This window comes from Amycolatopsis sp. lyj-109 (assembly GCF_046548995.1).
Taxonomy (GTDB): domain Bacteria; phylum Actinomycetota; class Actinomycetes; order Mycobacteriales; family Pseudonocardiaceae; genus Amycolatopsis.
On sequence record NZ_JAJPWR010000014.1, the window covers coordinates 1 to 12,092 of the forward strand.

At 73.7% G+C, this 12,092-nt stretch carries 12 protein-coding genes; 6 read left to right on the forward strand and 6 right to left on the reverse strand.

Annotated features, from left to right (window positions below; translation table 11 throughout):
* Nucleotides 1-130: 130 nt before the first annotated feature.
* Nucleotides 131-1,837, reverse strand: a complete 1,707-nt coding sequence (locus ACLJQF_RS28685; protein ID WP_410613288.1) for a TIGR03086 family metal-binding protein — start codon at nt 1,835-1,837, stop codon at nt 131-133.
* 85 nt (nt 1,838-1,922) lie between these two features.
* Between ACLJQF_RS28685 and ACLJQF_RS28690 the strand changes: the two genes are divergently transcribed.
* Nucleotides 1,923-2,555: a TetR/AcrR family transcriptional regulator gene (locus ACLJQF_RS28690; protein ID WP_410613290.1), complete on the forward strand. Its 633-nt coding sequence runs from the start codon at nt 1,923-1,925 to the stop codon at nt 2,553-2,555.
* Nucleotides 2,556-2,648: 93 nt separating this feature from the next.
* On the opposite strand, the gene ACLJQF_RS28695 is transcribed toward ACLJQF_RS28690, so the two are convergent.
* On the reverse strand, nt 2,649-2,852 hold the full coding sequence (locus ACLJQF_RS28695) for a hypothetical protein (RefSeq protein WP_410613292.1): 204 nt from the start codon (nt 2,850-2,852) through the stop codon (nt 2,649-2,651).
* Nucleotides 2,853-2,883: 31 nt separating this feature from the next.
* Here ACLJQF_RS28695 and ACLJQF_RS28700 point away from each other — a divergent pair, with 31 nt between their 5' ends.
* Nucleotides 2,884-3,561 (forward strand): DUF11 domain-containing protein, encoded by a 678-nt coding sequence (locus ACLJQF_RS28700; protein ID WP_410613293.1) that lies wholly within the window; start codon nt 2,884-2,886, stop codon nt 3,559-3,561.
* Between the two features lie 74 nt (nt 3,562-3,635).
* Here the strand turns inward: ACLJQF_RS28700 and ACLJQF_RS28705 are convergent, their stop codons facing one another.
* Nucleotides 3,636-4,415: a trypsin-like serine peptidase gene (locus ACLJQF_RS28705; protein ID WP_410613295.1), complete on the reverse strand. Its 780-nt coding sequence runs from the start codon at nt 4,413-4,415 to the stop codon at nt 3,636-3,638.
* Nucleotides 4,416-4,574: 159 nt separating this feature from the next.
* Between ACLJQF_RS28705 and ACLJQF_RS28710 the strand changes: the two genes are divergently transcribed.
* Nucleotides 4,575-5,354 (forward strand): alpha/beta fold hydrolase, encoded by a 780-nt coding sequence (locus ACLJQF_RS28710; protein ID WP_410613297.1) that lies wholly within the window; start codon nt 4,575-4,577, stop codon nt 5,352-5,354.
* Here the strand turns inward: ACLJQF_RS28710 and ACLJQF_RS28715 are convergent.
* Complete coding sequence (locus ACLJQF_RS28715; protein ID WP_410613299.1) at nt 5,320-8,088, reverse strand: ATP-binding protein; 2,769 nt, start codon at nt 8,086-8,088, stop codon at nt 5,320-5,322. The two genes, ACLJQF_RS28710 and ACLJQF_RS28715, sit on opposite strands and share 35 nt — an antisense overlap.
* A gap of 121 nt (nt 8,089-8,209) precedes the next feature.
* On the opposite strand from ACLJQF_RS28715, the gene ACLJQF_RS28720 reads away from it, so the two are divergent.
* Together ACLJQF_RS28720 and ACLJQF_RS28725 are read left to right on the forward strand one after the other, a co-directional pair.
* A complete protein-coding gene (locus ACLJQF_RS28720; protein WP_410613301.1) occupies nt 8,210-8,767 on the forward strand; it encodes a hypothetical protein in 558 nt (185 codons plus the stop codon).
* A complete protein-coding gene (locus ACLJQF_RS28725; protein ID WP_410613303.1) occupies nt 8,764-9,267 on the forward strand; it encodes a YceI family protein in 504 nt (167 codons plus the stop codon). Before ACLJQF_RS28720 ends, ACLJQF_RS28725 begins: the two co-directional genes overlap by 4 nt.
* Here the strand turns inward: ACLJQF_RS28725 and ACLJQF_RS28730 are convergent.
* The gene (locus ACLJQF_RS28730) at nt 9,260-9,907 is read right to left on the reverse strand and encodes a rhomboid family intramembrane serine protease (RefSeq protein WP_410613305.1); all 648 of its coding nucleotides are present in this window, start codon (nt 9,905-9,907) and stop codon (nt 9,260-9,262) included. The genes ACLJQF_RS28725 and ACLJQF_RS28730 overlap by 8 nt on opposite strands.
* Before the next feature lie 95 nt (nt 9,908-10,002).
* On the opposite strand from ACLJQF_RS28730, the gene folP reads away from it, so the two are divergent.
* A complete protein-coding gene (gene folP, locus ACLJQF_RS28735; RefSeq protein ID WP_410613307.1) occupies nt 10,003-10,914 on the forward strand; it encodes a dihydropteroate synthase in 912 nt (303 codons plus the stop codon).
* Here the strand turns inward: folP and ACLJQF_RS28740 are convergent.
* Nucleotides 10,891-11,958, reverse strand: a complete 1,068-nt coding sequence (locus ACLJQF_RS28740) for a methyltransferase (RefSeq protein WP_410613309.1) — start codon at nt 11,956-11,958, stop codon at nt 10,891-10,893. The two genes, folP and ACLJQF_RS28740, sit on opposite strands and share 24 nt — an antisense overlap.
* Nucleotides 11,959-12,092: the final 134 nt, after the last annotated feature.

A 12,092-nucleotide genomic window follows, 5' to 3' on the forward strand; every position in this document is an offset into this window, starting at 1 on the left:
CGTGAGTGGTAATTCGGGTTCTAACCCGAATTACCACTCACGACCAGCTGCGGCAGACCGCGTCGTCGGCGCCGCGCGCGGGAGTGCCGGGGGCCGCGACCGCGGCTCCCGGCACTCGCGAATGCTCGGCTCAGGCCGTCCACTCGGGATTGCGGCCCAGGTAGCGGAGGAGCGTCGCCACCGCGTCGTCGGCCGGGTCGGCCTCCAACGCCGGGGCGTACGCGAAGCCGCGCAGGGGCTCCGCCAGCTCGTGGGCCACCGGGAGCAGCTGGGTGGCCAGCTCCGGCGTCAGCGGGGACTTCCGGCCCGACGCCGTCGCGATGTCCCAGGCGTGGACTGCCGCGTCCAGGGCTGCCGCTCCTACCGCCACCGGGGCCGGGAGGGCTCCCTGCGGCAGGGGCGTCGGGACCGAAGGAGTGTCCGGGGACACCGTGGCGAACGCCGCCGAGGACGCCGCGAGGGTGGGCTCGAGGTACTCCGCCGCCGGGGTCGGCAGCTCGCCCGACGGGGCGAACGGGTTGAAGTCCGGGCCGCCCGTTCCGGTGATCGTTGCCGCGTAGCCCAGCTGGTCGCCCGCCGCGTGCTGGAGGACCTGGGTCACGTTCCACTCCGCGCAGGGGGTCGGGGCCGACCAGTCCGTCACGCCCGCGATCGCGGACCGCAGCGCCTCGTGGGCCGCCTCCAGGACCGGCCAGGACGTGCCGCGGTTCAGGCCCGCGAAGAACTGGCGGATGTCGGCCACCAGGACGCCCGGGGCCTCGTGGGCCGCGTAGTGGCCCGCCGCATCGCGGGGCCCGCCGGAGCTCGCCGTGACGTCGTAGCTGTTCCAGCTGACGATGTTGGCGTGGTCGCGCTCGGCGAACCTGCGGATCGACTGGAAGTCGCCCGCGAACATCGCCAGGGCCGTCGGGACCGTCGTCGGGCCCTCCGGGTGGGACGTCGTGTGCGCGTCCTCGTAGTAGAAGCGGATCGACGAGCCGCCGGTGCGGGTCAGCCAGTACAGCGCCACGTTCGCCAGCACGAACTCCGGGTCCAGGTGCTCGCCGAACAGCTGCGCGTTCCACGCCAACAGGCCCAGGGGCGAGTCCGCGAGCGCGAACGCCAGCGTGTGCGGCTGCTGGCTGTGCAGCGTGTTGAAGGAGAACATGTTCTCGTAGAACCACTGCAGGTGCGCCAGTGCGGCCTGGTCGGCTTCGCTCAGGTCCGCAATCTCGGCCGGGTCGCCGGACGGGAACGAGAACAGCTGCGTGACGTGCACTCCGACGACCTTCTCCGGGGCGAGCCTGCCGATCTCCGGCGAGACCATCGACCCCGCGTCGTTGCCCGCCACGCCGTACTTCTCGTAACCCAGGCGGCTCATCAGCTCGGTCCACGCCGCCGCCGTGCGGTGCGTACCCCAGCCCGCCGACCGGGCCGGGCCCGAGAAGCCGAAGCCCGGCAGGGACGGGATGACCAGGTGGAACGCCGGCTCGTCGGCCGACGCCGGCTCGGTCAGCGGGCCGATCACGTCGAGGTACTCCACGATCGAGCCCGGCCAGCCGTGCGTCAGCACCAGCGGCGTCGCATCCTCCCGGGAGGAGCGGACGTGCAGGAAGTGGATCGACTCGCCGTCGATCTCCGCCACGAACTGCGGGTAGGCGTTGAGCCGTGCCTCGAACGCCCGCCAGTCGAACTTCTCCAGCCAGTACTCGGCCAGCGCGCGGACCCGCTCGTTGGTGACGCCGTACTCGGCGGGCAGCTCGTCCGGCCACAGCGCCCCGCGCAGGCGGCTCTCCAGGTCGTCGAGGGCGGGCTGCGGGATCTCGACGCGGAACGGGCGGAGGGCGGGGACCGTCATGACTGGCTCCTTCGGGATGGAACGGAATGCTTCGTTCCGAACTGTACCAGACCGGAACGATCCGTTCCAGTGGTAATCTCGGCGCATGAGTGAGACAGCCGCCCTGCCCGGCCGCCGCGGCCAGGCCGCCCGGAACAACATCGTCATCCTCGACGCCGCCCGCCACGTCTTCCTGGGCGATCCGAAGGCGCCGATCTCGCAGGTCGCCGAACGCGCCGGCGTCGGCATCAGCGCGCTCTACCGCCGGTACCCGAGCAAGGAGGTCCTGCTCCGCCACATCTGCCACGACGGGCTCCTCCTGTACATCGGCGAAGCCGAAGTCGCCGCGGAGGAGCCGGACGGCTGGGCGGCGCTGACCGGGTTCCTCACCCGGGTCGTCGACCTCGACGTGCACTCCCTGACCGTCCACCTCGCCGGCACGTTCACCCCGACCCCCGAGATGGGCCAGGACGCGCGCCGAGCGGGCGAGCTGACGAAGAAACTGGTCGACCGCGCGCACGAAACCGGGCGCCTGCGCCCGGACGCCGTCGCCGAAGACATCGGCATGATCCTCGAGTGCTGTGCCGCCATCCGCGTCGCCGACGACCCGGTCCGCACGTCGGAACTGCGCAACCGGTACCTCGCGCTGCTCATCGAAGGGTTGTCGGCGAAAGGCCCGGATCTGCCGGGGCCACCGCCGCGGCCGGGTGAGATGAACGGTCGCTGGCGTCCCTCCTGACGGCGGCGCCGCGGCGCGTCCGGATGGCGGTAACGAATTCCGGGAGTGCGACGACTGAACAGCGTCGGCTGTCCAAAAAGACCCAATGCACCATCAGTCAGAGCGGCATTCCCCGGACCGGAACAGCGAGATGACGACTATGCAAAGAAGCTGGCGACGGACCACGATCCTGTCCTCGGTGGCCGCACTGGCCACGGCTTTCATCGCAATCGCGCCCGCCGCGCAGGCGGACACGCCCACCAGTTCCGTCGAAGTCAGTCCCACCACGGTGGTGCCGGGACAGACATTCACGATCACGCAAACAATTCACAACGACCGCGATTTCACGGTGACTTTCGCGAAGGGTGCCATTTACGGCACGCCGACCGCGATCGTCGACGTCGCCGACATCGTGTCCTGCACCAACACGACGGCGGTCGGCTGCTTCCAGGCCGGGAGCAGTTACCGTGCCGCGTTCGGTGATCTCGAGGCGGGCGGCACGAAGACCACCGTGTGGACCTTGCGCGTCAAGGACACCGCGGCACCAGGGCAGTTCACGCTGCAGCACCAGTTCGTCGGCGACAACTACTCGTTCGAGACCTTCGACGGCCCGGTCATCACCGTCGCCGAGCCGTCGACGCAGGCCGACGTCAAGGTCGCGCTGGGCGCCACCGGACACGGCGGGCTGAACGCGCGCATCGACTACACGCTCACCGTGACGAACAACGGCCCGTCCGCGGCGACCGGGACCCGGGTCGTGGCCACGTATCCGGCCGGCCTGTCGTTCGCCAGTGGCAACGGCTGCGTCCACGTCGGCGGCACCCGGACGGTGAACTGCGACGTCGCTTCGCTGGCCAGTGGCGCTTCGGCGACGCCGAAGTTCTCGGTGAACGGCGGCCTGCTCGCGCTCGGTTCGTACACCACGACGGCGAAGCGGACGGCGAGCTCGCCGGAGGATCCCAACTCCGCCAACGACAGTGCGTCGAAGACGTGCTCGGCGCTTACTGGGCTCATCGTGACCTGCTGAAGGTTCGCGAGAGGTGAACCGGGCTCGTGTCCTCCGCCAGGGACACGGGCCCGGTTTCGCGTTTCAGCGGAGATTCAGCCGGTCACCGACGCGTACAGCTTCGCGATGTCGTCGTCGAAATACGCGCTGTAGGAAACGTCCGGGGTGTCGCCGCCGAGTTGGTAACCGCCGATCACGCCGATGACCGCGCCGTCGGTCACCCACGGTCCGCCGCTGGTTCCGTCCGGAAAACCGGGGCACGCCACGCGCAGCTGATAAGTGTCGGAACGGGTGGTGTTCCCGTCGCAAACCACCGGGGAATCGGTCGTGTCGGGGTAGCCCGTGAGGGTGATCCGGTGCTCGAAACCGCGATTCGTGCCGAGCACGTTCGCACCGGTCAGGCTTTCCAATGACGCCGGGTTTCCGGTCTGCCGGACGGTCAGGAACGCGAAATCCAGATCCGGGTCCGCCGAGGACGTCCAGCCACCGGCGACGGCCACCGAAGTCACCGTCCACATCCCGAGCGGCGCGACACCGTCGTGGTAGCCCGGGGCGAAGGTCATGCCGTCCCGGACGCAGTGCGCGGCGGTCAGGACGAGGTCGCCGGCGGCCGAGTGCACGACGCTCGCCGTGCAGAAGTGACTGCCGTTCGCGAACAGCGCCCCGACCGGGGAAGCGGCGGGTTTCGCCGGAGCGAGCGGGGCGGCGGCGGGAGCGGTGACCGGGGTCGGGCCGGGCGTGGTGACCGGGGCCGGCGCGCCCGCGGCGTAGGCGTCGTCGGCGGTCGTGCCGGTGCCGAGGACCAGCCCGGTCCCCATGACCAGCAACGCCGCCGCGGCCGTCAGCGCGGTGCGGGGAAACTTGATCGCCACCACCCCAGATCACCACAGGAGCGCGGTATCCGCAGCGTGCGCGGCCGGATGCACAGCGACCTCATAGTGACCTCACAGCGCCGCACAGGAGAGGCGGCCCGGACGCGCGGTCTTCGGTGCGAGGCGGGTGCCGCGCCGGCGTTCGCCGTTAGCCTCGGGACCATGACGGCATCGGTCACCTCGCCCGACGGGACGGTCATCGGCTTCGAGATCCTCGGCGACGGGCCGCCGATGGTCCTCGTCCACGGCACCGGCGCGGACCACACGCGCTGGACGGCGGTCCGCGACCGGCTCGCCCGGCGCTACCGCCTGCACCTCGTCGACCGCCGCGGCCGGGGCCTCAGCCGCGCCGAAGCGCCCGGCTACGACATCCGGCGCGAGGGCGAGGACATCGCGGCCGTCGCCGAAGCCGCCGGGGGAGACGTCTACCTCGTCGCCCACTCCTACGGCGCCTTGTGCGCGCTGGAAGCCGTCCGGGCGACGAAGGCAGTCAGCCGGCTGGTCGCCTACGAGCCGCCGCGACCGGAGCCGGGCGGGGCCGTGGTCGGCCCGGACGCGCGCAGCCGGATGCGGGCCGCGGAAGACCCCGAGCGGATCCTCGAAATCTTCCTGCAGGAGGCGCTGCGGCTCCCGCCGGCGGACGTCGAGGCGATGCGCGCCACGCCGGTCTGGCGCGCCCGGGTCGCCGCCGCGCCCACCATCCCGCGGGAGCTGGACGTCGTCGAGGGCATGGTCTTCGACGACCGGCTCGGCGAGATCGCCGTCCCGGTGCGGCTGTTCGCCGGTACGGAAAGCCCGGGCTACCTCCGGCGGGCCGCGCGGGCCGTCGCGGAGCGGATTCCCGGCGCCGACGTCGTGCCGATGCACGGCCAGGCGCACCAGGCGATGGACTTCGACCCCGGCCAGTTCACCGAGGCGGTGTTTGCGTTCCATTCTGCGTGAGACCGCGGCGGTGTGCCCAGGCCGTCACCTCGGTCCGGTTCGCCAGGCCCAGCTTGGCCAGCACGCTGCGGACGTGGCTCTCCACCGTGCGTTCGGACAGCACCAGCCGGTGGGCGATCTGGCGGTTGCTCAGCGCGCCGGCCACCAGCGCCACGATCTCCCGTTCGCGGCCGGTCAGCGGGTCGGCCTCGGCGCGCACCCGGTCGAGCAGCGCGGTGGCGTCCCGCACCCAGCCGGGCATGCCGAGCCGCCGGGCTTCGTCGGCGGCCTGCCGGGCCAGGGGCTCCGCGCGGGACAGTTCGCCGAGGGCGGCCAGCTCGGCCGCCAGCCGGACGCGGTTGTGCACGACGTAGGGCCGGGCGCCGAGCCGCGTGTCCCAGGCGATCGCCGCCTCGAACAGCGGCACGGCCTCGGTGTGCCGCTCGAGGAGCGCGGCCAGGCGGCCGGCCCAGCTGCTGGAGCAGTCGCTGCAGAAGGTGCCTGCCCCGCCCGAGCCGACCGGTGACGCACCGGCCAGCTGCTTGGCGAGCCAGTCCGCCGTTTCGAGGTCTTCGAACGCCTCCAGCAGGGGCAGGAGGTTCGGCCCGATCCCCGGCGCCTGCCCGAGGAAGTCGGGGTCGCGCAGGCGGGGACGCAGGGCGTCGTAGCCGGCCCGTGCCTCGTCGCGGCGGCCGGTGACCAAGGCGCACAGCGGCCGGGAGACGACCGTGATGGGCAGCGGCGGGGCGATCGCCAGCAGCTCGTCGTAGCCGTCGGGCAGCTCGGCCGGGTCGCCGACGACGTCGGCCAGCTGCTGCGCGAAGGCGAACGACATCCCGATCGCGGACCGGTCCTCGGCCAGCTCCGCCTCGGCGAGCTCCCGCGCGAGCCGGTTCTGCGTGCGGGCCTCGGCGAACGCGCCGCGGTAGGCCGCGACCGAGGCCCGCAGCCGCAGTTCGTGCCAGCGGACGAGCGGCAGCCGGGTCGTCGCGGCCAGCGCCGAGATCGCGGACACCTCGGTGTCGACGACGGAGATGGTGCCGACCTCGAACGCCGCGTCCACCCGCCACTTGTGCCCCCACAGCGCCACGAGGGGCCGTCCCGTGCCGCCCAGCGCCACGGCGAGCGAACCGAGCCGCAGCCGCTCGGTCAGCGGCAGCTCGAACGGGCGGATCTTCATCCGGGCGCGGACGGCGTCGAGCAGCGCCTCCTGATCGCCGGAGAGCTCGGCCAGCGCCAACGCTTCGTCGGCGGTTTCGACGGCTTCGGTCGCCCGCCCGTAGTCGGCGGTCACGGCCGCCGACTGGGCCAGGAGCTTCGCCCGCACGGCCGGGTCCGCGCTCGCGCCGGTCGCCGCCAGCGCCGACGCCGTCAGCTCGGCCATCCCGGGCAGCAGGTCGGGCGCCGAGGTGTCCCGGACGACCAGCGCCGCGGCGGCGGCGATCGCCGGATCGGCCGTCAGCTCCGCGGCTTCGCGTGCGTGGCCGAGGCTGCGCGCGAACCGGCCCGCCCGGTACTCCGCGGTCGCCAGGTCGACGAGCAGCGCGGCGAGCCCGTCGCGGGTGCCCGCGCGGCGGCGGCCGTCGAGTGCGAGGGCCAGGAACCGGGCGGCTTCGGTGAAGGCGAGCGAGCGGGTGGCGTCCCGGGCCGCCGCTTCGGCCCAGTCCGCCGCCCGGGCGAGGGCGTCCGGGGTCGCCGCGGCCCGCAGCCAGTGCCCGGCCACCACCCCCGGCTCGGCCCGGTGCTCCAGCGCGGCCGCCGTCCGGGCGTGCAGCGCCTCGCGGACGCCCTGGTCGAGGTCGGCGTAGATCCCGTCGCGCACGACGGCGTGGGCGAACCGCCGCGAGCCGGCGACGGCGGGCCGCAGGACCCCGGCGCGCACCGCCCGGTCGAGCGCCGCGACGACGTCGCCGTCCGGCCGCGCGGCCACCTCGGCGACGACGTGCGCGTCGACCTCCTCGCCGAGGACCGAGGCGATCGCCAGCAGCTCCCGCGTCCCGGCGTCCAGCCCGGCGACGGTGGTGCGGACGAGGTGGCGCAGCTCGGCCTCGCCGCCGCCGGTCGCCGAGGACCGGGCGACGGCCTTGAGGTAGAGCGGGTTCCCGCCCGAGCGCCGCAGCGCGTCGCGGGCGTCGACGCCGGCCCGGCCGACTTCGGCGAGGTAGGCGCGGACGTCGGGCTCGGTCAGCGGCTCCAGGCGCAGGCTCTCCGTCCCCGGCCGGCCCAGCAGCTCCGGCAGGGCCTCGAAGAGCGGTCCGGCCGCGTCGGTGTCCCGGTAGGTCGCGACCACGGTGAGCCGTGACCGGCGGATCTCCCCGGCCAGGTGCCGCAGCAGCCGCAGGGACGCCTCGTCGGCCCAGTGCACGTCTTCGAGGACGACGACGAGGCCGGCCGGCTCGGCCGCCGCGACCAGCGCGTCGGCGGCCATGGCCACGAACCGGAACCGGGCCGTGACCAGGTCGGTGCCGTCCCGGTCGTCGAGGTCGGCCAGCGCTCGCGAGACCTCCGCGCCCGCTTCCGGCAGCGCGCGCAGCACCCGCCGCCACGGCCACAGCGGGGGCGCGCCCGGGTCGTCGACGCAGCGGCCCCAGACCGCGGCCGGGCCGGTGACCGTCTCGGCCAGGCGGGTCTTGCCGATCCCGGCCGGGCCGCCGACGAGCACCAGCGCGCCGGTACCGCCGTCCGCCGCCGCGAGCCACGCGCGCAGGTCGGCCACGGCACCGCCTCGCCCGACGAACGGTTCGCTGCGCGTCACCCGAGCAGTATCCACTCCGTGCCCGGTTTGCGCGTCGGTCTCCGTACTGGCACTGATGCCCGGCACGCGGAACCGGGCGAAAGTGACTCCCAACGCGTTGACCAGCGAAAAGGAGCACCCCATGTACGCCACCATCCACCAGTTCCGGAGTCCGCTGGGGACTCACGACCTCGCCGAGGGCGCCCTCGGCGCCGCCACGCTCACCCAGCTCGGCGGCCAGGCCGGTGCCGTCGTCACCTTCTGGCCCGACGCCGTGGCGGCGGACGAGGCCGCGGCCCGGCGGCCCGCCGGGACCACCTGGCTCGACACCGGCGGCTACCGGGTCGCCGACGTGCACTCGGTGTCGGACGCGGCCACCTACGCCCAGATCACCTGGTTCGACGGGCCCCGCGGCGCCGAGCAGTCGGCCGCCGAGCAGCGCGCGGGCCGGGAGCGCATCTGGCCCGCCGTGCGGGGCATCGAGGGCGTGGGCACGTCCTACGCCCTCATCGCCGAAGACCGGTCCCTGGTCGTCGTGGGCTTCGCCGCGTCACTGGCGACGATCGAGGCCGTCCAGGACGCGATCATGGCCACCGAGCTGCTGCCCGGCGAGGACCCCGCGCTGTTGCCCGGCCCGGACCGGGTCGACCTGCACCGCGTGCAGCACGCGGCCCTGCCGGCGCCGGCGGGTGCGCGATGAGCCCGCACACCGCCCCCGCGCTGCGCGCCGGGACCTGGACCGTCCGCAGTGGACGGACGACGGCGGCCTTCGAGGTCCGCAACTTCGGCTTCAACCGGGTGCGCGGCACGATCCCGGTCCGCGCCGGCACCGTCGAGGTGCGCGACGGCGGGGTGACGGCCGTCCACGCGGAGCTGGACGTCGGCGCGCTGGACACGCAGAACGAGCGTCGCGACGCCGACCTGCGCAAGCCCAACCTGCTGGACAGCGCCGACCGGCCGGCCATGACCTTCACGGCCACCGGCGCCCGGCGGCGGGACGAAGGCTGGGAAGTGACCGGCGAACTTCGGCTGCGCGGGACGTCGTGCCCGCTGACCCTGACCGTCGTCCCGGACGGCGGCACCCGCGTCCGCGCCACCGGGACGCTGGATCGGGCCCCGCTCGGCATGCGGGTGCCGCGCGCGGTGATCGGCCGGTACGTCCGGATCGACGTCGAGGCGGAGCTCGAGCCGCCTAGCTGAAGTCCTTGGGGAGCAGGGCGGTCGCCGGGTCGGGGGCGGCGACCGCCTTGGGCCGGCGGTCGCGGAACAGCCAGCCGCCGACGATGCCGCCGGCGAACCCGAAGAGGTGGCCCTGCCAGCTGACCCCTTCCTGGGACGGCAGCAGGGACGTGAACTGGTAGGCGAAGCACAACGCCATCACCAGCCCGATCACGATGTCGATCAGGTGCCGGTCGAAGAGCCCGCGCACGATGATGTAGCCGAAGTAGCCGAAAACCAGGCCGCTGGCGCCGACCGTGACCGAGTTCGCCGGCGAGATGAACCAGACGCCGAGGCCGCTGGCGACGATGATCAGCAGGCTGACGCCGAGCCACTTCTTCACCCCGCGGTAGGCGGCGAGGAAGCCGAACACGAACAGCGGTCCCGAGTTGCCTTCGATGTGGTCCCAGCCGTAGTGCAGGAACGGGGAGCTGAGGATCTCCGGCAGGGACGCCGGGTTGCGCGCCTCGATGCCGAACTCGCGGCTCAGGTCGTAGCCGCTGGGGGCGTTGACCAGCTGGATCAGCCACAGCACGGCCAGCAGGCCGACCATCACCCACAACGCCTTCTTGGCCTCGGCGATCATCGCCTCGGCATCGCTACGGGCGCGTTCCTCGATCATGTCGTCCCCCTGCTCGGTTGCGCGCCCGAGGATAACCGGCAGCGGCCCCGGACGCGGCTTTTCGGACCCAGCCGTGACCTGGCAGGGTTGGGCGCATGACGTCACACCGGCCGGAGGTGGTCTTCCGGGGCCGTCGCATGCCCGGCGACCGCGCCCTGGTCATGGCCATCGTCAACCGCACACCCGACTCGTTCTACGACAAGGGCGCGACCTTCGCCGACACGGCGGCCCTGGACGCGGTCGATCGCGCGGTCGCCGCGGGCGCCGACATCGTGGACATCGGCGGGGTGAAGGCGGGCGAGGGCCCCGAGGTCGACGTCGACGAGGAGAGCCGGCGGGTGGTGCCGTTCGTCGCCGAGGTGCGCAGCCGCCACCCGGGGCTGGTGATCAGCGTCGACACCTGGCGCCACGAGGTCGGCCGCCAGGTCTGCGAAGCGGGCGCCGACCTGCTCAACGACACCTGGGCCGGCGCCGACCCGAAGCTGGTCGAGGTCGCCGCGGAGTACGGCGCGGGGTACGTCTGCTCCCACGTGGGGGGCATGCCGGTGCGCACGGATCCGTACCCGGCGCCGACCCCCGAGCGGCCGTTCTGGCCCCGCTACGACGACGTCGTCGCGGACGTGGTCGCCGAGCTGACGGCGGCGGCCGAGCGGACGGTCGCGGCCGGAGTGCCGCGCGGCGGCGTGCTGGTCGACCCGACGTTCGACTTCGGCAAGAGCACCCGGCACGGACTGGAGCTGCTGCGGCACTTCGACCGCCTGGTGGCGACCGGCTGGCCGGTGCTGGTCGCGCTGTCGAACAAGGACCTGATCGGCGAGACCCTGGACGTCGAAGCCCACGACCGCCTCGCGGGCACCCTGGCGGCCACGGCGCTCGCGGCGCACGCGGGCGCCGCGGTGTTCAGGGCCCACAACGTCCGGGAGACGCGGGAAGCCGTGGAAGCGGTCGCGAACGTCGAGGCGGGGCGCGGTACCGCCCGTCCACTATGGACTGAGTCGCCAGAGTGACGTGACCTCGGCGGCCCGGGCGCGGTGCAGCGGGTCGGCGGGGTCGAACGCGCGCGGATGCCGGGGTGCTGCTTCGGTGCGGCCCACGACCCGCAGCCCCGCCGCCGCGATCCAGCCCAGCAACTCTTCGCGCGTACGCAGGCCCAGGTGCTCCGCCAGATCCGACAGCACCAGCCAGGCCTCGCCGTCCGGGGTCAGGTGCCGGCGGGCCCGGTCGAGGAAGCCGCGCAGCATGCGGCTGCCCGGGTCGTACACCGCGTGGTCGAGCGGCCCGCGTAGCCGGCCCGGCAGCCACGGCGGGTTGGCCACCACCAGCGGTGCCCGGCCGGGCGGGAACAGGTCCGCCGGCACCACTTCGGTGCGGCCGGCGAAGCCCAGGCGGGCCAGGTTCTCGGTGGCGCACGCCACGGCTCGTGGCGAAGTGTCCGTCGCCACCACCCGCCGCACCCCGCGGTGGGCGAGGACGGCCGCGAGCACGCCCGTCCCGGTGCCGATGTCGAACGCCAGGTCCCTGCCGGGCAACGGCGTTTGGGCGACCAGGTCGACGTACTCCTGCCGCACCGGCGCGAACACGCCGTAGTGCGGGTGGATCCGCGCCCCGAGCGCCGGGACGGCGACACCCTTGCGACGCCATTCCGCCGCGCCGAGGACGCCGAGGAGCTCCCGCAACGGCAGCGCCGCGGCGGCGTCGAGCGGGCCGTAGACCGCGGTGCACGCGGTGCGGACGTCCGGCGCCCGGTGGAGCGGGATGACGTGGCCGGGATCAAGGGGGACGTACAGCAGGGAGAGCAGCCGCGCCCGGCGGGCGCGGTCCGCGCGGTAGCGGGGGTAGTCGTCCGGCGGTGGCTGCGGGATCCGCCGGTTCACGGCGGCGAGCAGGCGCCGCGCGGCCGGGTAGTCGGCGTGCCAGAGCAGGGCGATGCCCGCGGACATCGTGCGGAGGGCGGCGTCGGCGGACAGCCGGTCGTCGGCGGCGACCGCGCGGCGCGAAGGTGGTGCGAAGAGCCGGCGATCGGGTTCGCCGGGCAGGACGAGGTGAGCCACGGTGACGGGTTTCCGTTCTTGCTGCGGGCACGGCGAAGCACCCGCGAGACGTGCGGGGTGTGCGGAGGACCGGAGCGGGAACTAGCTCAGGACGGCAGCATGAACGGGATTCGTCACCCTTCGACCCTAGCTGT